Raw genomic sequence first — 22,320 nt, 5'->3', positions numbered from 1 at the left:
GCGGGCCCGGCCCTCAGGCCGCGGACCGCCCGCCCTGCGCGGGCAGGATCCACACGAGCCACAGCCCCAGCACGCTCTCGACCAGATAGAACAGGCTCGACACGCCGTGCAGCAGGCCGAAGCGCGCCGCATAGGCCGAATGCGCAAGATCGGTGCCCGCCTCCATCGCGGCGATCCGCAGCGCGCTCATGAACGGCTGCAGCGCGAAATAGCCGACCAGCACGCAGACCAGCATGCCCGCGACGATCCAGCGCACGCGCCGGTACGCAGCCTCGCCGCGCTGCGCGAAGCGGTTCGCGAGCATCAGCAGCAGCACGCCGCTCACGCAGCCGACATAGGCCTCGATCCGGAACAGCTGCGCCGCGACCGAGCCCGCCGTGGTGCGGTCGAGCATCGTGAACAGGACCGGCGCGACCGCATAACCGATCGTCAGCAGGCTGCCCACCCACAGCATCGACACCGCCCGGAACACGCGCGCCGAAACGACGGAGGCTGTCATCTCAGACGTAGCTGACCGAGATGATCTCGTACTCGCGCACGCCGCCCGGCGCCTGCACCGCGGCGACGTCGCCCTCGGTCTTGCCGATCAGCGCGCGTGCGATCGGCGAGCTGACCGAGATCAGGCCGTGGTCGAGATCCGCCTCGTCGTCGCCGACGATCTGGTATTTGACGGTGCTGCCCGACGCCAGGTCTTCCAGCTCGACCGTCGCGGCGAACACCACGCGCCCGTCCGCGTCGACGGCAGTCGGATCGATGACCTGCGCGGCCGACAGCTTCGATTCGATCTCGGCGATGCGGCCCTCGATGAAGCCCTGCTTTTCCTTCGCGGCGTCGTACTCGGCATTCTCGGACAGATCGCCTTGCGCACGCGCCTCGGAAATCGCATTGATGACGGCCGGCCGCTCGACCGACTTGAGACGCTGCAACTCATCGCGCAGCTGCTCCGCGCCACGTTTTGTCAACGGAATGGTGCTCATAAACGACTCAATAGCTAAAAACGGCTATAAAAAAAATCACCGCGATTAAGCGCATTTCCGATCCACCGGAAACGCCGCTTAATCGCGGCACGTGATACTGAACAGGTAACTGAAGGCTTAGTTTAGGCGAGCGTGCAGACCTTGTAAATCATAGACTTCCAGGTCCTTCAGGTAGCGCAGCCCTTCGACCGCCGCGCGCGCGCCCGACATGGTCGTATAGTACGTGACCTTGTGCGCCTGCGCGCTCATGCGGATCGAACGCGAATCGGCGATCGCCGCGCGAGTCTCGTCGACCGTCGTGAACACGAGCGCGATCTCGCCGTTCTTGATCATGTCGACGATGTGCGGACGGCCGTCCTTCACCTTGTTCACCACCTTCACCGGCACGCCGGCGGCGTCGATCGCCGCCGCGGTGCCGCGCGTCGCGACGATCGGATAGCCGAGCGCATGCAGCATGCGCGCGACCTCGACCGCCTTCGGCTTGTCCGCGTCCATCACGGTCAGCAGCACCGTGCCCGACTCCGGCAGGCGCGAACCCGCCGCGAGCTGCGACTTGAACAGCGCCTCGCCGAAGGTCCGGCCGACGCCCATCACCTCGCCCGTCGAACGCATCTCCGGCCCGAGCACCGGATCGACGGTCGGGAACTTGATGAACGGGAACACCGCTTCCTTCACGCTGAAGTACGGCGGCACCACTTCCTTCGTCACGCCCTGCTGCGCGAGCGTCTGGCCCACCATCGCGCGGGCCGCGATCTTCGCGAGCGGCAGGCTGGTCGCCTTCGACACGTACGGCACCGTGCGCGACGCGCGCGGATTCACTTCGAGCACGTAGATGACGTCCTGCTTCGAACCGTCCGCCTGCGGCACCTGCTGGATCGCGAACTGCACGTTCATCAGGCCGACCACGTTCAGCGCCTTCGCCATCGCGCCCGTCTGGCGCTTCAGTTCGTCGACCGTCCCGGCCGACAGCGAGTACGGCGGCAGCGAGCACGCGGAGTCGCCCGAGTGCACGCCCGCCTGCTCGATGTGCTCCATCACGCCGCCGATGAACACGGCGTCACCGTCGCAGATGCAGTCGACGTCGCACTCGATCGCATCGTTCAGGAAGCGGTCGAGCAGCACCGGCGAATCGTTCGACACCTTGACCGCCTCGCGCATGTAGCGCTCGAGGTCGCGCGGCTCGTGGACGATCTCCATCGCGCGGCCGCCCAGCACATACGACGGACGCACCACGAGCGGATAACCGATCTCGTCGGCGAGCTTGAGCGCTTCGTCTTCCGCGCGCGCGGTGCGGTTCGGCGGCTGGCGCAGGCCCAGGTCATGCAGCAGCTTCTGGAAACGCTCGCGGTCTTCCGCCGCGTCGATCATGTCGGGCGAGGTGCCAACGATCGGCACGCCGTGCGCCTCGAGATCGAGCGCGAGCTTGAGCGGCGTCTGGCCGCCGTACTGCACGATCACGCCGAGCGGCTTTTCCTTGTCGACGATCTCGAGCACGTCCTCGAGCGTCAGCGGCTCGAAATACAGGCGGTCCGACGTGTCGTAGTCGGTCGACACGGTTTCCGGATTGCAGTTGACCATGATGGTCTCGTAGCCGTCCTCGCGCATCGCGAGCGCCGCGTGCACGCAGCAGTAGTCGAACTCGATGCCCTGGCCGATCCGGTTCGGGCCGCCGCCCAGCACCATGATCTTCTTGTTGGTGGTCGGCTGCGCCTCGCACTCCTCCTCGTAGGTCGAGTACATGTAGGCGGTCTTGGTCGCGAACTCGGCCGCGCAGGTGTCGACGCGCTTGTACACCGGGCGCACGTTCAGTTCGAGCCGGCGCGCGCGCACGTCGGCCGGGCTCACGCCGAGCAGCTTCGCGAGGCGGCGGTCCGAGAAGCCGCTCTGTTTCAGGAAGTGCAGCTCGGGCTTGGTCAGGCTCGCGAGCGTGCGGCCCGCCAGCGCCCGCTCCTTCAGCACGATCTGTTCGATCTGCGCGAGGAACCACGGGTCGATCCTGGTCTCCGCGAAAATCTGCTCGCGCGACATCCCCGAGCGGAACGCATCGCCGACGTACCAGATCCGGTCCGGACCCGGCTCGCCGATCTCGCGGATGATCTCGTCGCGGCTCACGGTCTTCTCGTCGAGCCCATCGACGCCGACCTCGAGGCCGCGCAGCGCCTTCTGGAACGACTCCTGGAACGTGCGGCCGATCGCCATCACCTCGCCGACCGACTTCATCTGCGTCGTCAGGCGCGAATCGGCCTCGCGGAACTTCTCGAACGCGAAGCGCGGGATCTTCGTCACGACGTAATCGATCGTCGGCTCGAACGAGGCCGGCGTCTGGCCGCCCGTGATCTCGTTCTTCAGTTCGTCGAGCGTGTAGCCGACGGCGAGCTTCGCCGCGACCTTCGCGATCGGGAAGCCGGTCGCCTTCGACGCGAGCGCCGACGAGCGCGACACGCGCGGATTCATCTCGATCACGACCATGCGGCCGTCGTCCGGGTTGATCGCGAACTGCACGTTCGACCCGCCGGTGTCGACGCCGATCTCGCGCAGCACCGCGAGCGAGGCGTTGCGCAGCACCTGGTATTCCTTGTCGGTCAGCGTCTGCGCGGGCGCGACGGTGATCGAATCGCCGGTGTGCACGCCCATCGGATCGAGGTTCTCGATCGAGCAGACGATGATGCAGTTGTCGGCGCGGTCGCGCACGACTTCCATCTCGTATTCCTTCCAGCCGAGCAGCGACTCTTCGATCAGCAGCTCGCGGGTCGGCGAGAGATCGAGGCCGCGCTTGCAGATCTCCTCGAATTCCTCGCGGTTGTAGGCGATGCCGCCGCCCGAGCCGCCCAGCGTGAAGGACGGACGGATCACCGCCGGGTAGCCGCCGCCGCCCGTCGCGACCGCGATCTCGGCCTGCACCTTGAGCGCTTCCTCCATCGAATGCGCGATGCCCGACTTGGCCGAACCGAGGCCGATCTTGGTCATCGCGTCCTTGAACTTCTGGCGGTCTTCCGCCTTGTCGATCGCTTCCGGCGACGCGCCGATCAGCTCGACCTTGTACTTTTCCAGCACGCCGTGGTGATGCAGGTCGAGCGCGCAGTTGAGCGCGGTCTGGCCGCCCATCGTCGGCAGGATCGCGTCCGGGCGCTCCTTCGCGATGATCCGCTCGACCACTTCCCAGGTGATCGGCTCGATGTAGGTGACATCGGCCGTGTTCGGGTCGGTCATGATCGTCGCCGGGTTGCTGTTGACGAGGATGACCTTGTAGCCCTCCTCACGCAACGCCTTGCATGCCTGCGCGCCCGAGTAGTCGAACTCGCACGCCTGGCCGATGATGATCGGGCCGGCGCCGATGATGAGGATGCTGTTGATGTCTGTGCGTTTTGGCATGGCTCTAGGAATCAAAAAATAATCGTTAATGCACGGGTCCGCCGGCCGCGCTCAGCTCATCGTCGCGAGTGCGAGCTTCACGCTGAAGCCGATGAACAGGCCGCCCACGCCGCTGGCCGCGCCGGCCGCGAGCTTGCGGCGGCGGCGGAAATGCGCGGCGAGGCGTGCGCCCGTGAAGATCAGCGTGCTCAGGTACAGGAAGCTCGTGAGCTGCGCGATCGCGCCCAGCACGACGAACGGCAGCACCGGATGCGGGAACGCCGGGTCAACGAACTGGATGAAGAACGAGATGAAGAACAGGATCGCCTTCGGATTCAGGAGACTCACGATCAGGGCCTTGCGGAACGGCCGCTCGCCGTCGACCGCCGGTGCGTTCGCCGCGGCCGCCTCGGCGGCCGCCGGCTGGCGCAGCTTGCGCCACGCGCCGCGCAGCATCGCGATGCCGATGTACAGCAGGTACGCGGCGCCGCCGTACTTGACCACCGAGAACAGCAGCGGATTGGCCTTCAGCAGCGACGCGACGCCCGCCGCGGACAGCACCATCAGCACCGCGTCGCCGACGAACACGCCGCACGCGGCCCGATAGCCCGCCTTCACGCCGCGCTGCGCGGCGAGCGACAGCACGTACATCGAATTGGGGCCGGGCAGCAGGATGATGAACACCACCCCGACCACGTAGGTCCAGAAATCGGTGATGCCGAGGGCGTGTCCGAACATGCGAATCTCCTTGCCGGTCTCAGGCGCTGCGGGCCTTCGCCGCGTCCATCAACGCGGTGAAGCGGTCGAACAGGTAGCCGATGTCGTGCGGCCCGGGCGATGCTTCCGGGTGCCCCTGGAAGCAGAACGCCGGCTTGTCGGTCAGCTCGAAGCCCTGCAGCGTGCCATCGAACAGCGACACGTGCGTCGCGCGCGCATTGGCCGGCAGCGTGTCGGCGTCCACCGCGAAACCGTGGTTCTGCGACGTGATCACGACGCGGCCGTCGCCGAGGTCCTTCACCGGGTGGTTCGCGCCGTGGTGGCCGGTCTTCATCTTGAGGGTCTTGGCGCCGACCGCGAGCCCCATGATCTGGTGGCCCAGGCAGATGCCGAAGGTCGGCACGCCGCGCTCGATGAACTCCTTCGCCGCCGCGATCGCGTAATCGCACGGCTCCGGGTCGCCCGGGCCGTTCGACAGGAAAACGCCGTCCGGATTGAGCGCGAGCGCCTCGGCCGCGCTCGCCTGCGCGGGCAGCACGGTGACGTGGCAGCCGCGTTCGGCCAGCATCCGCAGGATGTTGTACTTGACGCCGAAGTCATACGCGACGACCCGGTAGCGCGGCGCTTCCTGCATGCCGTAGCCGCTGCCGAGACGCCATTCGGTCTGCTTCCATTCGAACGACTTGGTGGTCGACACGACCTTCGCGAGATCCATGCCCGCGAGGCCCGGGAACGAGCGCGCGAGCGCGATCGCCTTCGCCTCGTCATCCGAGCCCGTCAGAATGCAGCCGTTCTGCGCGCCCTTGTCGCGCAGCACGCGGGTCAGCTTGCGGGTGTCGAGCCCGGCGATCGCGACCACGCCTTCGTCGCGCAGGTAGTCGCCGAGCGTGCGCCCCATGCGGAAGTTCGACGCGAGCGCAGGCAGATCGCGCACGATCAGGCCGGCGGCATGGACTTTCGTGGCCTCGACATCCTCGGCGTTGACGCCGACGTTGCCGATGTGCGGATAGGTCAGCGTGACGATCTGGCGCGCGTAGCTGGGATCCGTGAGGATTTCCTGATAGCCGGTGATGGCCGTGTTGAACACGACTTCACCGATCGTGTGGCCGGCCGCGCCGATCGAATAGCCACGAAAGACCGTGCCGTCGGCAAGTGCGAGCAAAGCGGGAGAAAAAGACGGCAACACGGGAGGCTCCTTGGGGAACACCCTTGCTGCCGCCCTATCGATCCTGCCGCGTGCGCCGCCGCGCACAATGGCGCTCGGGCGCTTGCTGGACGCGGCTCGCGGGTGGCGCGCAGCCGACGCGGCGCGCAGGCTGTCGCGGCAGCACCGGCTCAAGCGGCGTGCGGCGGAATGAACGAGAAGATGAAGGTAGGCGCTAGGGTGCGAGGTTGATTAGCACAAACTTTCAAATTATAGCTTGAACCCGCCCTTCCCTTCAATCTCGATCCGCGTGAACCGGCCATCCACGCGCCGCGGATCGATACTCCCCTTTTTGTCCGGCCGGCGGATCAGCCCGCCTGCGCGCCCCGCTTCGCGAGCGCGCGGCTCGGCAGCACGTACCAGATGGCGCTTGCCACCTGCAGCGCGACCAGCACGCTCCATGCGGTCAGGTGCGCGGCCGCAGGGTAATGGCCGTCATGCACCGGCCACTGCGACAGCAGCGCGCCCACGCCCACCTGGAACGCGAAGATCAGCACGAAGATCACGAGCGTGAGCGTGGTGTTCGTGCGGCCGATCAGGTGTGCGGGAAAGTGCTCGGCCATGATCGCGTAACTGAGGATGCCGACTCCGCCGAACACGCCGTAGGCCGCCCACAGCAGCGCGGCGGGCAGCGGCGCGCGCAGCATGATCGCGAGCTGGGTGGCGACGAACAGCGCCATGCCGATCCCGCAGAACGCGTACACCGACACGCCGCGCCGTTCGAGGCTGCGCGCCGCCGCGCCGAAGCCGACGCAGCCCGCCATCATCGCGAGCCCGAGCACCGACACGAGCGCCGCCGCGCCATGCGTGTCGAAGCCCATCACGTCACGCAGGAACGGCCCGACCCACAGCGACTGCATCGCATAGAACACCCCCTGCGTGACGACCGAGAACGACGCGATCTTCCAGAACGCCGCGCTCTGCAGGATGTGCCAGGTGCCCTTGAACTGGCTCGCCACGCTCGCCTGCTGATGGGACGGCGGCGTCTCGGGCGCGAGCGTCCACAGCAGCCCGGCGACCGCGAGCGTCAGCAGGCCGAGCCCGCCGCACACCAGACGCCAACCGGCGAAACCGAGCAGCCAGGTCAGCGGCGAGCCGACCGCGACGCCGCCGAGGCCGCCCACCGCCATCACGAGCCCGTTCACGAGCGGCAGCCGCGCAACCGGGAAATGCTGCGCGAGCGCCTTGAACGCCGCCCCGAGGCACACCGACACGCCCACCCCGATCAGCAGCCGGCCGGCCATCATCACGCCGAGGCTGTGCGCGGCGCCGAACACCCATACGCCCGCGGCCGCGAACAGCAGCATCCCCGCGCTGACGCGGCGCGGACCGTAATGATCGAGCAGCACGCCCGCCGGAATCTGCGCGCCCGCGAAGCCCAGGAAATAAAGGCTCGTCAGCAACCCGAGGTCGGTCGCGGACAAGCCGAGATCGTGCGTGATCAGCGGCGCGAAGCCGAGATTCACGCCGCGGAAAACGTAAGAAATGAAATAACCGATCGCGAACAACGCGAACACGCGAAACTGAACCGAAGACATGCCCCCTACCCCTCTACCGGCCGCCCGACCCGCAGGCGGCGCACCAACAAAAACGCCGCCACGAAAGTGACGGCGCATCGGTGCGGATGATAGTCGATCGGCCGGCGCACGGACGAATGCCCCCGCGCCCGGTGCGACCGTTTCGCACTACTTCTTCTTTGTCTTGTTGCTCGCGGTCTTGGTCGAGTGGGCGGGCGCGGCCTTGCCGGCGGCGCGCGCGGGCGCCTTCGCGGCCGGCGCGGCCGACTTGCGACCGCGCACCGCCTTGCCGCCCGTATGCAGGCTCGCCTTCTCGATACGGCCGCCCGCCACCGCGGTTGCGATCCGCTCGGGGCCCGGCTCGGCCGGCACCGCGCGCCCGACCGGCACGTGCAGCACCATCGTCTGGCCCGGCATCACGATCGCGCGGTGCGTGCGGTTCCACGCGCGCAACTGCGCGACCGACACGCCGTAGCGGCCCGCGAGCGCTTCCATCGACTGCTTGCGACGCACGCGGATCAGCATCTTGCGCGTATCCGGCACGTCGGGCTCCATCGCCAGCGCGCCGTTCTCGGCGACGTCGGCGCTGATGTCCTCGTCGTCGTCGTCGCTGCGCGGCACGACGATCGTCGAGCCCGGCTTCAGGCGCATGCCGGCCGGAATCCGGTTCACCGACATCAGCGTGTCGGCGTCGACGCCGATCTTCTCGGCGATCGCGGCCGGGCGCGCACGCTCGGTCACGGTATAGGTGGTCCACGACGACAGCGCGCCGTCATAGCCCTTCAGGTTCTTCTCGAACGCGGCCGCGTTGTCGAACGGCAGCAGGATCTGCGGCACGGTCGCACCGAGGATCACCGGCTTCGAGAACGACGGATTGAGCGATTTGAACTCGTCGAGCGTCAGGTTCGCGAGCTTCGCGGCCACCTTCACGTCGATGTCGCGCGCGGTGGTCACGGTGACGAAGTACGGGTGGTTCGGGATGTCCGGCAGCGCCAGCCCGTATTGCTGAGGATTCGCGATGATGTTCTTCACCGCCTGCAGCTTCGGCACGTAGTTGCGTGTCTCGTTCGGCATCCGCAGGCTCTGGTAGTCGGTCGGCAGGCCGGCCGCCTGGTTGCGCGCGATCGCCCGCTGCACGTTGCCCTCGCCCCAGTTGTACGCGGCCAGCGCGAGATACCAGTCGCCGAACATGTCATGCAGGCGCGACAGGTAGTCGAGCGCGGCGCTCGTCGACGCGAGCACGTCGCGCCGCTCGTCCTGCCACATGTTCTGCTTCAGGTTGTAGGTGCGCCCGGTGCCCGGGATGAACTGCCACATCCCCGCCGCCTTCGCGACCGACAGCGCCTGCGGGTTGTACGCCGATTCGATGAACGGCAGCAGCGCAAGCTCGGTCGGCATGTGCCGCGCCTCCAGCTCCTCGACGATGTGGTACAGGTATTTCTGCGACCGCTCGGTCATCCGCTGCACGTAGTCGGGACGCTGCGTGTACCAGGTGGTCTGCATGTCGACCAGATCGGTCTGCAGGTCCGGCATCTGGAAACCGCGGCGGATCCGCGCCCACAGATCGGTGTCGGCGGTCGTCAGGTCGACGACGGACTGCTTGTCGACGTCGACGGTCTCCTTGGCGGTCGCGGACTTGCGGAGGAAATTCGAGGCGGCTTGCGGATCGGAAGCGGCGGCGGGACTTTGGGCCGTGGGCCCCGGGCTCGCGCACGCGGCGAGCATGAGGACCAGGAGCGCACTGAGGATAAATCGCATGAAAAAATCTCGGCTTCCAACGGCTGGAAATTGCAGGCGATAGTACGGAAGTGCGCCGTTCACGTCAATAAAAACGCCGAAAAACCCAATAAATCCTGTATTTGGGGCCGATTCTGGAGATTCGGGATGAGCTTCGGCCCGCCCGCCCCCGTTCATCGGAATCGGTTCTTCCACGCCCGCATCAGCGTGAAAGCCGCCAATCGATCCGGCACTGTTTCATGCAATTCCGCTTCGAGCGCGGCGCGGATCGCCGGGCTGTCGGCGCGCAGGAACGGATTCACCGCCCGCTCGTGCGCGATCGTCGTCGGCAGCGTCGGCACGCCGCGCGCGCGGCGCGCCTGCGCGTCGTCGCGCCAGGCGGCGAGCGCGGCGTTGTCCGGCTCGCAGGCGAGCGCGAAGCGGATGTTCGACAGCGTATATTCGTGCGCGCAGTGCACCTCGGTCGCGCCGGGCAGCGCGGCGAGCGCATCGAGCGACGCGAGCATCTGCGCGGGCGTGCCCTCGAACAGTCGGCCGCAGCCGCACGAGAACAAGGTGTCGCCGCAGAACACGTGCGGCGTGCCTACGTGCGGCGTGCGGCGCGCATCGTCCGCGCGCTGGTAGTACGCCACGTGGCCGCTCGTGTGGCCCGGCACGTCGAGCACCTCGAGGTGCAGCGCGGGCGCCTCGATGCGTACCGCGTCGCCGCCCGCGACGCGCTGCGTGAGATGCGCGATCGCCTCGCCGGCCGGGCCGTAGACGGCCAGCGGCAAGTCGTCCGGCTGGCTCGCGAGCAGATCGGCGACGCCGCCGACATGGTCGGCATGGTGGTGCGTGAGTAAAATAGCGGTCAGCCGCCAGCCCCGCTCGCCGAGACAGCGGCGAACCGGGCCGGCTTCGCCCGGATCGACGGCGACCGCGTTGCGGCCGTCCGACACGAGCCAGATGTAGTTGTCCTCGAATGCCGGCACCGGCACGTATTCCAGCTCGTTCATGGGGCGCGCAACCATTGATATGTCTGACCGTCCAATTATAGACTGGCCCGCCTGGACCGCATCCCCGCCGGGCCGCTACGTGCTCGACTGGGAACAGGCGCAGCTCGACCGCATCGTCTCCGACGTGTTCGGCTTCCACGCGCTCCAGCTCGGCCTGCCGCAGCTCGACGCCCTGCGCGAGAACCGCATGCCGGGGCGCGCGCTCGTGCTCGACCCGGCGAGCGGCGCGAGCGCGCCGTTCCACCCGCCCTGGGCGCGCGAGGCGCACGGCGCCACGCACGCGCCGGCGGGACGCAGCACGGTGTGGAGCGACCTGCTCGACCTGCCGTTCGAATCGCAGAGCGTCGACCTGATCGTGATGCCGCACACGCTCGAATTCACCGCGGATCCGCACCGCCTGCTGCGCGAGGCGGAGCGCGTGCTGATGCCGGAAGGCCAGCTCGTGATCACCGGCTTCAATTCGCTGAGCCTGTGGGGCGCGCGCCAGTCGTTCGGCCGCATGGCGAACCGGCCGTTCGTGCCGGCCACCTGCGACCAGATCGCGTTCATCCGGCTCAAGGACTGGATCAAGCTGCTCGGCTTCGACCTCGAACGCGGCCGCTTCGGCTGCTACCGGCCGCCCCTCGCCACCGACCAGTGGCTCGCCCGCTACGCCTTCATGGAAGCCGCGGGCGACCGCTGGTGGCCGATCTTCGGCGCGGTCTACATGGTGACCGCGATCAAGCGCGTGCGCGGCATGCGCCTCGTCGGCCCGCTCAGGGTCAAGAAACCCGTGCTCGCCGCCGGCCTGTCGCCCGCGGCAAGCCCCACCACCCATCAAGAACATTCATGACCCAGCAAATCATCGACATTTACACCGACGGCGCCTGCAAGGGCAATCCCGGCCCTGGCGGCTGGGGTGCGCTGCTGCGCTACGGCGACCAGGAAAAGGAACTGTTCGGCGGCGAGCCCAACACCACCAACAACCGGATGGAACTGATGGGCGTGATCGCCGCGCTCGAGGCGCTCAAGCGCCCGTGCAAGCTGGTCGTCCACACCGATTCGCAGTATGTGCAGAAAGGCATCAGCGAATGGATCCACGGCTGGAAGAAGAAAGGCTGGGTGACGGCCGCGAAGGCGCCCGTCAAGAACGCCGACCTCTGGAAGCGCCTCGACGCGCTCGTCGCGCAGCACGAGGTCGAATGGCGCTGGGTCAAGGGCCACGCCGGCCACCCGGAGAACGAGCGCGCCGACGCGCTCGCGAACCAGGGCGTCGCGTCGCTCGCCCAGGCCTGACCCGCCGCACCCACCCGTTTCGTTTCTCCGCCCCACCCGACTCACGTTTCACCGACATGCGCCAGATTATTCTCGACACCGAAACCACCGGCCTCAACGCCCGCACCGGCGACCGCATCATCGAAATCGGCTGCGTCGAACTGTTGAACCGGCGCCTCACCGGCAACAACCTGCACTTCTACGTGAACCCGGAGCGCGACAGCGATCCCGGCGCGCTCGCGGTGCACGGGCTCACGACCGAATTCCTGCGCGACAAGCCGAAGTTCGCCGAGATCGCGAACGCGTTGCGCGACTTCGTGCAAGGCGCCGAGCTGATCATCCACAACGCGCCCTTCGATCTGGGCTTCCTCGACGCCGAGTTCTCGCTGCTCGGCCTGCCCGCGTTCACCGCGCATTGCGGCGGCGTGATCGACACGCTCGTGCAGGCCAAGTCGATGTTCCCCGGCAAGCGCAACTCGCTCGACGCGCTGTGCGACCGCTTCGACATCAGCAACGCGCACCGCACGCTGCACGGCGCGCTGCTCGACTCGGAACTGCTCGCCGAGGTGTATCTCGCGATGACGCGCGGCCAGGAAAGCCTCGTGATCGACATGCTCGGCGACGGCGGCCCGGGCGACGCCGCGGGCGACACGCCGCGCGTCACGTTCAGCACCCTCGACCTGCCCGTGCTCGCCGCGAGCGCGGACGAGCAGGCCGCGCATCAGGCCCAGCTCGACGATCTCGACAAGTCGGTCAAGGGCACCTGCGTCTGGCGGCAGTGAGGCCGCCGCGGCCGCGCGGGCCGCGCTAGACGCGCGGCTGCAGCGCGATCACCGCCATCCCGGCGAGCGCGAGCACCGCGCCCGCCGCATCCCAGCGCGACAGCGGCACGCCGTCCACCACCCGCAGCCACAGCAGCGCAACCGCGATATAGACGCCGCCGTACGCAGCGTAAGTGCGGCCGGCCGCCGCCGGATGCAGCGTCAGCAGCCACGCGAACAGCGCGAGCGACAGCGCGGCCGGCGCCAGCAGCCATGCCGACCGCCCCGACTTCAGCACGAGCCAGGGCAGGTAGCAGCCGACGATCTCGGCAAGCGCGGTGACGGCGAACAACGCGGCGATTTTGAGCAGGGCAATCATGGGCGGGCAGCGGCCGGTAAGCGGTGAAAAAGGCCGCGCACCGGCGGCGAATCCAGCCCGCGATTATGCCGCCGGATCCCCGCCGGATCAGGGCTTCCCGCCCAATTTGCACGATCATCCGTCATCGTGCTACCATGTCACCTGTTTCAACATTCAATTTCCGTCATTTATTTCGGTCGCCGCGCCGCCCGGGCTATCCCGCTCCGGTCGCTCCGTCCGACATATCGAGCACAAGCGCGCCCCTCGGGTCGCCCGCTTCGTTTCAACGCCCTTCGTGGGCATCGCCGGTCGCGCCCCGCGCCACACCGGCTTGCCGCCTGTTCCGCACGGCGGCAGCGTCATTCTCGAGTGCTTTTTCGCGACGGCCCGGCGCCCGCGAGGTTTCGACCTTTTTCTGGATTAAACGCTTAACGGCGTGATCCGCGCACCCCGGCCCCCGCTCGCGAAACCGCACTTTCGGCAAACCGTGGCGAACCGCGCCCGCCTCACCGCGCGCTTCGACCGCAGTCACAGGAGCTTTCAACCTTGACCGCTACACACGCCAGCCCGTCAGCTGCCTCTTCATCCTCCGCGAACGGCGACGCGCCGCTCGCCGTCGACGACATCACCGTCGTCGACCAAAGCCTTCTCAAGCGCTCCGTCAGCGCCATGGCCATCGGCAACGCGATGGAATGGTTCGACTTCGGCGTCTACAGCTACATCGCCGTCACGCTCGGCCAGGTGTTCTTCCCGTCCAGCAGCCCCTCCGCGCAGCTGCTCGCGACCTTCGGCACGTTCGCCGCCGCCTTCCTCGTGCGCCCGCTCGGCGGCATGGTGTTCGGCCCGCTCGGCGACCGCATCGGCCGCCAGCGCGTCCTCGCGATGACCATGATCATGATGGCCCTCGGCACCTTCGCGATCGGCCTGATCCCGAGCTACGCGTCGATCGGCATCATGGCGCCCGTGCTGCTGCTCGTCGCCCGCCTCGTGCAGGGCTTCTCGACGGGCGGCGAGTACGGCGGCGCCGCGACCTTCATCGCCGAATTCTCGACCGACAAGCGCCGCGGCTTCATGGGCAGCTTCCTCGAGTTCGGCACGCTGATCGGCTACGTGATGGGCGCAGGCGTGGTCGCGCTGCTGACCGCCGCGCTGTCGCACGACGCGCTGCTGTCGTGGGGCTGGCGCGTGCCGTTCCTGATCGCCGGCCCGCTCGGCCTGATCGGGCTCTACATCCGCATGAAGCTCGAGGAGACGCCCGCGTTCAAGCGCCAGGCAGAAGCCCGCGAGGCCCAGGACAAGGCGCTGCCCAAGACCCGCTTCCGCGAGACGCTGCTGCGCAACTGGCGCGCGCTGCTGCTGTGCGTCGGCCTCGTGCTGATCTTCAACGTGACCGACTACATGGCGTTGTCGTACCTGCCGAGCTATCTGTCGTCGACGCTGCATTTCAACGAGACGCACGGCCTCGTGCTGGTGCTGATCGTGATGGTGCTGATGATGCCGATGACGCTCGCCGCCGGCCGCCTGTCCGACCGCGTCGGCCGCAAGCCCGTCATGCTGGCCGGCTGCCTCGGCCTCCTCGCGCTGTCGATCCCGGCGCTCATGCTGATCCTCACGGGCGACATGCTGTCGGTGTTCGGCGGCCTCCTGATCATCGGCGCGCTGCTGTCGTGCTTCACCGGCGTGATGCCGTCCGCGCTGCCCGCGCTGTTCCCGACCGAAATCCGCTACGGCGCGCTCGCGATCGGCTTCAACCTGTCGGTGTCGCTGTTCGGCGGCACCACGCCGCTTGTCACAGCGTGGCTCGTGGACAGCACCGGCAACCTGATGATGCCCGCCTACTATCTGATGGGCGCGGCCGTGATCGGCGTGATCTCGGTGCTGGCGCTGCCCGAGACCGCCCGCCAGCCGCTCATGGGTTCGCCGCCCGCCGTGGCGTCGCGACGCGAGGCGCATGCGCTCGTGCGCGCGCTCAACGACGACGCGACCGACGACCGCGCGTACGCGCACGTGTCCACCGCCCGCGCCTGACGCCCGCCTGCCCGCTCATGAAAAAACCCCACGCCGTGAACGGCGTGGGGTTTTTGTTTGCGCGGGCGACCTGTATGCCGGCCGGCGTCGATTCAATGCGCTGCGTTCGGGCAATGCAGCCCCGAGACCAGCGAACGCGAACGCTCGACCGCGACCCGCGCGCCCTTGGCCGCGACCGCGAAGCCCACCTGACCCAGGTTGAAATCGTGCGTGACCATCAGTTGCATCAGGGACACCATCGGCAACACCACGGACGGGTGGTAAAGGCGGGCTTCGATCAAGGTCTTCATGGCGGGCTCCAGCGGACAGCGGCGTGACGTTGGAGTGAATTCTAAGAATCCGCGCGCGCGGGATAAACCACGCGCGCATGAAGTCACTTGTCGGGGCAGCCGAACAATCCGTGGCCGTCGTGCGAAGGCCCGCCCAAGGACGCCCGGCGCCCGGATGCCCGGCGCCCGGATACTCAGTCGAGCGGGCTCTCCACGAACGCCGGCAGAGCTTCCGCACGCGCCGAGAACGCAGCCAGCGCCGGATATCGGGCTGGATCGAAGCGCGCGAGATCCGGGAAATGCGCCGCGACGTACTGCGTGAAGCGCCACGCCACCGCCACCGTCACGTCCGCCTGCAGGATGCGCTCGCCGATCAGCCAGCCCGGGCGGCCCGAGACGCGCGTCTCCAGTTCGCCGTAAGCCGCCTCGACCTGGCCCAGCACCCGATCGAGCCAGGGTTGATGCTGTTTCTCGCCCGGCCGCTGGCTGTGCTCGTAGACCACCTGGACCGTCTTTTCCGCCGCGGCGAGCGCCAGGCCCGTCAGCTCGAGCGCGCGCACCCGCAGCGCCAGTTCCTCCGGCATCAGGCGCCGCTCCGGCGCGACCAGCCGATCGAAATAGTCGACGATCAGCGACGAGTCCAGCAGCATCGCGCCGTCATCGAGCAGCAGGGTCGGCGCCTTCACGACCGGGCTCAGCGCCTTATATTCATCAATCTGACGAAACACCGACACCGACCGGTGCTCGAAAGGCAACGCCAGCAACTTCGCCGAGATCGCGGCGCGGCGCACGTAGGGTGAATCCAGCATGCCAATCAGCTTCATCGCTCAAGTCTCCGTCTGTCAGGAATGCGCCCACTGTAGCAGCCTCCTTCCTTACAGCGAAACGTAACAATCACGGCATTCATCTCGCCGACACCCGCTGTCACGCATTCGTTATTGTTTCCGTCAGGTCAACGCAAAGTCAGCGTATTTTTTCCGGCGAAATGATTTTCCAATCAAATTAAACACCGTGCAAATTTCTATCGATTTCATACTAGACACCCGAGTATCTTGAAACTAACATGGGCTCGCCTGTCGTAACGAAGTCCGCAGCAAGCATTTCAACCACACGCAGCGCTCATCCGATAAGGAATCCACATCATGTCCAATCCATTTGATGACAAGGATGGTACGTTTATCGTGATCGTCAATAAGGAGGGCCAACATTCGCTATGGCCTGAATTCATTGAGACGCCTGCTGGCTGGAATCATGCTTTCGGACCGCAGGCGCGCCATGCGTGCCTCGAATTCGTCGATCAAAACTGGACCGACATGCGGCCGCGCTCGCTCATCGAAGCCGAGACAGCATCCGCACTCTAAGCCCTGTCGCCTACGCCGGAATGCATGAATCCGCTGTCATGCAATTCTCATCCGAGCGACATATCGCTTAAATATATCGTTTCGATATAAGCATTTACTTTTAATTGCGATCCCGCAAAACGGGATCAGTCCCGGCCGGTAAACCCCTGCCGGTCGGTCAGTGCGCGCGTTCAATTCAATGACATCCATTGCCTTGAATGCGCGCACTCTTTCGACGCGCCCGCCGCGCTGCGCCGCCTCATGGCCGGCCGCATCCGGCCCGATGCGCCGGACCACGCGCGAACACCGGTTTATGCAGCACTCGGAGAATCTATGACGCACCTGCATTGCGATGCACGGCGACCGAAGCGATCCACCGAACCTCAGTGCTGGAGGCGCTGCGCGCCATCGCCGCACTAACAACAGCAGGCCGGCCCGCGCGGAAGCCGCTGCACGGCATGCCATGCGCAGCCCATCGCGACACCGCAGCAGGTCGTCGCACCTGACGCATTCCCGGGACGAAGCGCCCCCGCGACGCTCGGTCGGCCGCCTCGCCCCGCCCCCACCCGTTCCAGTCAACCGATTGCCGTATCGCACTGCAGCGCCCCTTCCGGCGCCGCACGCACGCGCCACCACCGTATTCCATTTCCGGGAGCAGTTTCATGAGCCACGAGACATTCCTGCCGCTGTCGGCCCCGCAACTCGAAATGTGGTTCGCCCAGGAGCTTGACCCGGACAACCCGCATTACGACAGCCCGTGCTATGTCGATATCCGCGGCCCCATCGATGCGCTCCGCTTCGAAACTGCGTTACGGCACTGCGTCGACCAGGTCGACGCGCTGCACCTGCGCTTCGTGCGCGACGTGGACGGCCCGCGCCAGTATTTCGAGCACCCGGACCTGCCGTACGCGTTCGTCGACGTGTCCGCCGCGCCGGACCCGTTCGCGACGGCCCACGAACGCATGGCGGCCGCCTGCGCGCGCCCGCTCGACCTGCTCGCGGGCCCCGCCTTCGAGCATGTGCTGTTCCGGCTCGCGGCGGACCACTACGTCTGGTTCCACCGCTATCACCACGTTCTCGTGGACGGTCTGGGTCTCGCGCGGCTGACCGAACAAGTCGCGGCGCACTATAACGCGCGCGACGCGCAGGCCCCCGATACGCCCCCGCCGCTCGCCTCGCTGCTCGATGAAGATCGCCACTACCGCGAATCCGCGCGGCTCGCGCGCGATGCGGACTATTGGCGCGATTACCTCGCGCAGGCCGGAGACGCACTCACCGCAAGCGGGCCGCCCTCCGAATCCAGCGAGTTTCACCGCCGCCGCGTGACCGTGTCGCCCGAACTCGCCGAGCGAATCCTGGCCGCGGAACGTTCAACCGGCGTGAGCTGGACCCGGCTCGTCACCGCGGCGATCATCGGCTACTTCCACAAGGCCGCGAACGTGGCCGACATGTTGTTCGATTTCGCGCTCTTCGGGCGGGACCGGGCGACGTCATCGGTGGTAGGCATGACCTCGAACGTCGTGCCGCTGCACAGCGCGCTGGGCCACGGCACGACGCTGCATGATCTCGCCCGCACGCTCGGCGGCCATATCTCCCGGCACTTGGCGCACCAGCATTTCCGCGGCAAAGACCTGCATCTCGCGAACAGGCTCGCCAAGACTTTCGGTCCGCGCGTCAACATCATGCCGTTTTTCGACACGGTCCGGTTTGACGGCGCGCCCGGCCATATCAACCTGTTCTCGACCGGGCCGGTACCCGATCGAGCCATCACGTTCTATGGCCGCCTTGGCCACGCCGCCTGCGTGATCAACTTCGAGGGGAACGTCGAATACTTCGACAGCGATGAACTCGGCGCGCAACATGCGCGGCTGATGCGCTTCATCGACGCCGCGATGGCCGATCCGAACGCGCCGCTCGCGCAGATCGACATGCTGTCCGACGGCGAGCGGGACCGCGTCGTGCGGGAGTGGAATGACACGGCTCACGATCTGCCCGGCACGACGCTTCACGTACTGGTCGAGCAGCAAGCGGAGAAGTCCGCTGATGCCGTGGCAGCCGTATTCGAGAATCAGTCGCTCAGCTATCGGCAACTCAACGCGCGCGCCAATCAGTTGGCGCGCATGCTCGTTGCCTCGGGGATCGGGCCGGAATCCGTCGTCGCCGTCGCCATTCCGCGTTCGCTCGATCTCATCGTCTCGCTGCTCGCCGTCGTCAAGGCCGGGGCGGCCTATCTGCCGCTCGATACCGACTATCCCGCCGAACGCCTCGCCTTCATGCTTCGCGACGCCAAGCCCGCCGCGCTCATCTCGCGCGGCGACGTGCTCGCCCGGCTGCCCGAAACCGGATCGATTCCTGTCTTGCAGATCGATGGAGACGCCCTTCTCGCGCAGTTGGACACGCAGCCCGACCATAACCTCGACAATCGGACTCGCGTCGCGCCGCTTTCGGTGCTGCATCCGGCCTATGTAATCTATACCTCGGGGTCGACAGGCACTCCCAAGGGCGCTGCCAACACCCATGCCGGGATCGTCAACCGGCTGCTCTGGATGCAGCATGCCTATCAACTCCAGAGCGATGACGCGGTACTTCAGAAAACACCTTCCAGCTTCGACGTTTCCGTCTGGGAATTCTTCTGGCCGCTGATCGCCGGTGCCCGCATCGTCTTTGCTCGTCCTGATGGACATCGCGATCCCGCCTATCTCGCTACGCTCATTCAGCAGCAACGCATCACCACCGCGCACTTCGTGCCCTCCATGCTCGAAGCCTTCCTGCTTGAGCCTGACGCCGCTCAATGCGGAAACACGCTGCGCCGTATCGTCTGCAGCGGTGAAGCCCTCTCCACCGATCTCGCCAAGCGCGCTCATGCCACTCTCGGCACGCCGCTGCACAACCTTTACGGCCCGACCGAGGCCGCCGTCGACGTCTCCTACTGGGCTTATCGTTCCGACGAGGTGATTGGCAACGCCGCCCCCATCGGCGCACCGATCTGGAATCTCCAGCTTTACATCCTCGATGAGGCGCTGCGTCCCGTGCCGCCGGGTGTGCCCGGCGAGTTGTACCTCGCCGGCGCGGGCCTCGCCCGTGGCTATCTGAACCGCTTCTCGCTCACCTCCGAGCGTTTCGTTGCGAACCCGTTCACCCCGGGCGAACGCATGTATCGTTCCGGCGATCTCGCACGCTGGCGGCATGACGGTCAGATCGAATACCTCGGCCGGACCGACCATCAGGTCAAGATCCGCGGCTTCCGCATCGAACTCGGTGAAATCGAAGCGCGCCTCGTCGACCATGAGGCCGTGCGCGAAGCTGTGGTCGTCGCTGCGGGTTCCGATGCGGACAAACGTCTGGTCGCCTATGTCGTCGCACCTGCCCAAGCGTTCTCGGATGAACATGCGTCCGAACACGACGCGGCTCAAGCAATGATGAGCGCACTGCGCGCACACCTCGCCGAACGTCTGCCCGAGCACATGGTGCCCGCAGCGTTCATCCGCCTCGATGCGTTCCCGCTCACCCCCAACGGCAAGCTCGATCGCAAGGCACTCCCTGCTCCCGACCAGGATGCCTTCGTCCGACAGGGCTACGAGGCACCGCAAAGCGAAGTCGAAACTTTCCTTGCCGACATCTGGAGCGAACTCCTCGGTATCGACAAGGTCAGCCGCCACGACAGCTTCTTCGCTCTTGGCGGTCACTCGCTCCTCGCCGTCAAGCTGATCGAGCGCATGCGACAGCACGGCCTCAGCCTGTCGATCCGCGATCTGTTCCGCGCCCCAACCCTCGTCGCGCTCGCCCAGACCCTCGGCCAGCACCGCGAGATCGAAGTCCCGGCCAACCGCATCACCGCCGGCATCACCGCGATCACCCCGGACCTGCTGCCCCTCATCGACCTCACCCAGGCCGACATCGACCGCATCGTCGCCCAGGTTCCCGGCGGCATCGCCAACATCCAGGACATTTACGCCCTTTCCCCGCTGCAAGACGGCATCCTGTTCCACCATCTGCTCGCCTCGGAAGGCGACCCGTACCTGATCCTGATTCAACACGCGTTCGACAACCGCACGTTGCTAGATCGCTATCTCGGCGCGGTCCAGCACGTCGTCGACCGGCATGACATCCTGCGCACCGCGTTCGTCTGGGAAGGGCTTTCCACGCCGGCGCAGGTGGTCTGGCGGCATGCCGAACTGTCGATCCAGGAACTGAGCCTCGATCCCGCCGACGGCCCAATCCCCGCGCAGCTCGCCGCGCGCTTCGATCCGCGCTGCCATCGCATCAACCTGGGCGAAGCGCCGCTGCTGCGCTTCGCGATCGCCCAGGATGCCGACGGCCGTTGGATCCTCCAACAGCAACTCCATCACCTGATCGGCGACCACTCCACATCCGAACTCCTCAACCGCGAGGTATGGGACCGGCTGGAGCGGCCCGACCACGTTCCGCCGCAAGCACAGCCGTTCCGTCATCTGATCGCCCAGGCGCGCTCCGGCCTCCGCGACGACGATCACGCACGCTTCTTCCAGACAATGCTCGCCGAGATCGACGAGCCGACGCTGCCGTTCGGCCTTTCCGAGGTGCTGAACGACGGACCTGAGATCGGCGAAGCAAGGACGACCCTGCCGCAGGCGGTGAGCGATCGTCTGCGCGCGCAGGCCAAACGGCTCGGCGTCAGCCTCGCGAGCCTGTGTCATCTCGCCTGGGCCCAGGTCCTCGCCCGCACGAGCGGCCAACAGCAGGTCGTGTTCGGAACGGTGCTGTTCGGGCGCATGCAGGCCGGCGGTGGCGATCAGGCAATGGGCATTTTCATCAATACCCTGCCGATCCGCATCGATCTCGACAATGCGCCGGTCGAAGCCAGCGTCCGCCTGACCCACACCCGGCTCGCCGATCTGCTCGCGCACGAGCATGCATCGCTCGCGCTCGCCCAGCAGTGCAGCAGCGTACCGGCCGGATCGCCGCTCTTCAGCGCGCTGCTCAACTATCGGCACCACGCGGCAGCGGCGCAGGACAGCGCGACGCTGCAAGGCGTCGAGCATATCCACACCATCGAGCGCACCAACTATCCCGTCACGCTCTCGATCGACGATCACGGCCACGCGTTGAGCCTGTTCGCCCAGGTCAGTCAGCCGGTCGAGGCCGCGCGCGTCTGTCGGTACATGGCGCAGGCGCTGGAAAGCCTCGTCGATGCGCTCGATGCACCAGCGGTCCAGCCTGTGAGGCTGCTGGACGTGCTGCCGGAGGACGAGCGGCAACTGGTCGTGCGGAAGTGGAACGAGACCCGGCAGCCGGTGCCGGAAACGACGCTGTGCGCACTGGTCGAACAACAGGTCGAGCGTTCGCCCGATGCCGTGGCGGCCGGGTTTGAAGCCCAGTCGCTCAGCTATCGGCAACTCAACGCACGCGCCAATCAGCTCGCCCGCGTGCTGGTCGCGGCAGGCATCGGGCCCGAGGCCATCGTGGCCGTGGCGATTCCGCGTTCGCTCGATCTCATCGTCTCGCTGCTCGCCGTCGTCAAGGCCGGGGCGGCTTATCTGCCGCTCGATACCGACTATCCGGTCGAACGTCTCGCCTTCATGCTCGGCGACGCCAAGCCCGCCGCTTTACTCTCGCGCAGCGACGTCGCGCGCAAGCTGCCGGATGCCGGGGCCGCTCCAGTCATGCTGCTCGACGACGTGGAATGGCTGGCTCATCTGCGTAGCCAATCCGACCGGAATCTGGATGACGGGGATCGGAGTGCGCCGCTTTCGGTGCTGCATCCCGCCTATGTGATCTATACCTCGGGGTCGACAGGGACTCCCAAGGGCGCTGCCAATACCCATGCCGGGAT

18 protein-coding genes are annotated in these 22,320 nt (G+C 66.8%); 7 read left to right on the top strand and 11 right to left on the bottom strand.

Annotation, left to right across the window (positions count from 1 at the left end; all coding sequences use genetic code 11):
• Positions 1 to 13: 13 nt before the first annotated feature.
• From AC1RQF_RS22285 to gloB, 8 genes are all read right to left on the bottom strand, one after another.
• A complete protein-coding gene (locus AC1RQF_RS22285; RefSeq protein ID WP_274002349.1) occupies positions 14 to 499 on the bottom strand; it encodes a DUF4149 domain-containing protein in 486 nt (161 codons plus the stop codon).
• A 1-nt stretch (position 500) separates the two neighbouring features.
• On the bottom strand, positions 501 to 977 hold the full coding sequence (gene greA, locus AC1RQF_RS22280) for a transcription elongation factor GreA (RefSeq protein WP_274002347.1): 477 nt from the start codon (positions 975 to 977) through the stop codon (positions 501 to 503).
• A 117-nt stretch (positions 978 to 1,094) separates the two neighbouring features.
• Complete coding sequence (carB, locus tag AC1RQF_RS22275; protein WP_274002345.1) at positions 1,095 to 4,349, bottom strand: carbamoyl-phosphate synthase large subunit; 3,255 nt, start codon at positions 4,347 to 4,349, stop codon at positions 1,095 to 1,097.
• A gap of 51 nt (positions 4,350 to 4,400) precedes the next feature.
• Positions 4,401 to 5,066 carry a leucine efflux protein LeuE gene (gene leuE, locus AC1RQF_RS22270; RefSeq protein ID WP_274002343.1) on the bottom strand — a complete coding sequence of 222 codons (666 nt, stop codon included), beginning with the start codon at positions 5,064 to 5,066 and terminating at the stop codon, positions 4,401 to 4,403.
• Positions 5,067 to 5,085: 19 nt separating this feature from the next.
• On the bottom strand, positions 5,086 to 6,231 hold the full coding sequence (gene carA, locus AC1RQF_RS22265; RefSeq protein ID WP_274002341.1) for a glutamine-hydrolyzing carbamoyl-phosphate synthase small subunit: 1,146 nt from the start codon (positions 6,229 to 6,231) through the stop codon (positions 5,086 to 5,088).
• 326 nt (positions 6,232 to 6,557) lie between these two features.
• Positions 6,558 to 7,787 (bottom strand): MFS transporter, encoded by a 1,230-nt coding sequence (locus AC1RQF_RS22260; RefSeq protein WP_274002340.1) that lies wholly within the window; start codon positions 7,785 to 7,787, stop codon positions 6,558 to 6,560.
• 147 nt (positions 7,788 to 7,934) lie between these two features.
• Positions 7,935 to 9,524, bottom strand: a complete 1,590-nt coding sequence (locus tag AC1RQF_RS22255) for a transglycosylase SLT domain-containing protein (protein ID WP_492872967.1) — start codon at positions 9,522 to 9,524, stop codon at positions 7,935 to 7,937.
• 152 nt (positions 9,525 to 9,676) lie between these two features.
• A complete protein-coding gene (gloB, locus tag AC1RQF_RS22250) occupies positions 9,677 to 10,498 on the bottom strand; it encodes a hydroxyacylglutathione hydrolase (protein WP_274002337.1) in 822 nt (273 codons plus the stop codon).
• A gap of 19 nt (positions 10,499 to 10,517) precedes the next feature.
• Here gloB and AC1RQF_RS22245 point away from each other — a divergent pair, with 19 nt between their 5' ends.
• From AC1RQF_RS22245 to dnaQ, 3 genes are read left to right on the top strand one after another with little or no spacing between them, the layout of a single operon-like run.
• Positions 10,518 to 11,330 carry a class I SAM-dependent methyltransferase gene (locus AC1RQF_RS22245; protein WP_274002335.1) on the top strand — a complete coding sequence of 271 codons (813 nt, stop codon included), beginning with the start codon at positions 10,518 to 10,520 and terminating at the stop codon, positions 11,328 to 11,330.
• The gene (gene rnhA / locus AC1RQF_RS22240; protein WP_274002334.1) at positions 11,327 to 11,773 is read left to right on the top strand and encodes a ribonuclease HI; all 447 of its coding nucleotides are present in this window, start codon (positions 11,327 to 11,329) and stop codon (positions 11,771 to 11,773) included. The genes AC1RQF_RS22245 and rnhA overlap by 4 nt, the downstream gene beginning before the upstream one ends.
• A 56-nt stretch (positions 11,774 to 11,829) precedes the next feature.
• Positions 11,830 to 12,534: a DNA polymerase III subunit epsilon gene (dnaQ, locus tag AC1RQF_RS22235; protein WP_274002333.1), complete on the top strand. Its 705-nt coding sequence runs from the start codon at positions 11,830 to 11,832 to the stop codon at positions 12,532 to 12,534.
• Positions 12,535 to 12,559: 25 nt separating this feature from the next.
• Here the strand turns inward: dnaQ and AC1RQF_RS22230 are convergent, their stop codons facing one another.
• Positions 12,560 to 12,892 (bottom strand): YnfA family protein, encoded by a 333-nt coding sequence (locus AC1RQF_RS22230; protein WP_274002332.1) that lies wholly within the window; start codon positions 12,890 to 12,892, stop codon positions 12,560 to 12,562.
• On the opposite strand from AC1RQF_RS22230, the gene AC1RQF_RS22225 reads away from it, so the two are divergent.
• A complete protein-coding gene (locus AC1RQF_RS22225) occupies positions 12,891 to 13,295 on the top strand; it encodes a proline/betaine transporter (protein WP_492872966.1) in 405 nt (134 codons plus the stop codon). The two genes, AC1RQF_RS22230 and AC1RQF_RS22225, sit on opposite strands and share 2 nt — an antisense overlap.
• A 122-nt stretch (positions 13,296 to 13,417) precedes the next feature.
• Positions 13,418 to 14,899, top strand: coding sequence for a glycine betaine/L-proline transporter ProP (gene proP / locus AC1RQF_RS22220; protein ID WP_492872965.1), 1,482 nt, complete (start codon positions 13,418 to 13,420; stop codon positions 14,897 to 14,899).
• Between the two features lie 92 nt (positions 14,900 to 14,991).
• Here proP and AC1RQF_RS22215 read toward each other — a convergent pair whose 3' ends face one another.
• Entirely contained in the window at positions 14,992 to 15,189 is a 198-nt protein-coding gene (locus AC1RQF_RS22215; protein WP_274002327.1) for a hypothetical protein, read from the bottom strand.
• 173 nt (positions 15,190 to 15,362) lie between these two features.
• Positions 15,363 to 15,992, bottom strand: coding sequence for a glutathione S-transferase family protein (locus AC1RQF_RS22210; protein ID WP_274002325.1), 630 nt, complete (start codon positions 15,990 to 15,992; stop codon positions 15,363 to 15,365).
• 318 nt (positions 15,993 to 16,310) lie between these two features.
• Between AC1RQF_RS22210 and AC1RQF_RS22205 the strand changes: the two genes are divergently transcribed.
• Both AC1RQF_RS22205 and AC1RQF_RS22200 read left to right on the top strand, forming a co-directional pair.
• Positions 16,311 to 16,529, top strand: coding sequence for an MbtH family protein (locus AC1RQF_RS22205; protein WP_274002323.1), 219 nt, complete (start codon positions 16,311 to 16,313; stop codon positions 16,527 to 16,529).
• A gap of 641 nt (positions 16,530 to 17,170) precedes the next feature.
• Positions 17,171 to 22,320, top strand: a 5,150-nt coding sequence (locus AC1RQF_RS22200) for an amino acid adenylation domain-containing protein (RefSeq protein WP_492872964.1), incomplete at its 3' end; no start/stop codon positions are given.

It is taken from the genome of Burkholderia sp. GW821-FHT14F03 (assembly GCF_058803765.1).
The sequence above is the reverse complement of the archived record's forward strand: the minus strand, read 5'-3'. Positions and strand labels throughout refer to the sequence as shown.

What these genes read in the sequence shown, in the direction of transcription:
- AC1RQF_RS22285 (WP_274002349.1), bottom strand. Translation starts at nt 499, where the DNA reads ATGACAGCCTCCGTCGTTTCGGCGCGCGTGTTCCGGGCGGTGTCGATG.
- greA (WP_274002347.1), bottom strand. Translation starts at nt 977, where the DNA reads ATGAGCACCATTCCGTTGACAAAACGTGGCGCGGAGCAGCTGCGCGAT.
- carB (WP_274002345.1), bottom strand. Translation starts at nt 4,349, where the DNA reads ATGCCAAAACGCACAGACATCAACAGCATCCTCATCATCGGCGCCGGC.
- leuE (WP_274002343.1), bottom strand. Translation starts at nt 5,066, where the DNA reads ATGTTCGGACACGCCCTCGGCATCACCGATTTCTGGACCTACGTGGTC.
- AC1RQF_RS22260 (WP_274002340.1), bottom strand. Translation starts at nt 7,787, where the DNA reads ATGTCTTCGGTTCAGTTTCGCGTGTTCGCGTTGTTCGCGATCGGTTAT.
- AC1RQF_RS22255 (WP_492872967.1), bottom strand. Translation starts at nt 9,524, where the DNA reads ATGCGATTTATCCTCAGTGCGCTCCTGGTCCTCATGCTCGCCGCGTGC.
- gloB (WP_274002337.1), bottom strand. Translation starts at nt 10,498, where the DNA reads ATGAACGAGCTGGAATACGTGCCGGTGCCGGCATTCGAGGACAACTAC.
- AC1RQF_RS22245 (WP_274002335.1), top strand. Translation starts at nt 10,518, where the DNA reads ATGTCTGACCGTCCAATTATAGACTGGCCCGCCTGGACCGCATCCCCG.
- rnhA (WP_274002334.1), top strand. Translation starts at nt 11,327, where the DNA reads ATGACCCAGCAAATCATCGACATTTACACCGACGGCGCCTGCAAGGGC.
- dnaQ (WP_274002333.1), top strand. Translation starts at nt 11,830, where the DNA reads ATGCGCCAGATTATTCTCGACACCGAAACCACCGGCCTCAACGCCCGC.
- AC1RQF_RS22225 (WP_492872966.1), top strand. Translation starts at nt 12,891, where the DNA reads ATGGGCGGGCAGCGGCCGGTAAGCGGTGAAAAAGGCCGCGCACCGGCG.
- AC1RQF_RS22230 (WP_274002332.1), bottom strand. Translation starts at nt 12,892, where the DNA reads ATGATTGCCCTGCTCAAAATCGCCGCGTTGTTCGCCGTCACCGCGCTT.
- AC1RQF_RS22215 (WP_274002327.1), bottom strand. Translation starts at nt 15,189, where the DNA reads ATGAAGACCTTGATCGAAGCCCGCCTTTACCACCCGTCCGTGGTGTTG.
- AC1RQF_RS22210 (WP_274002325.1), bottom strand. Translation starts at nt 15,992, where the DNA reads ATGAAGCTGATTGGCATGCTGGATTCACCCTACGTGCGCCGCGCCGCG.
- AC1RQF_RS22205 (WP_274002323.1), top strand. Translation starts at nt 16,311, where the DNA reads ATGTCCAATCCATTTGATGACAAGGATGGTACGTTTATCGTGATCGTC.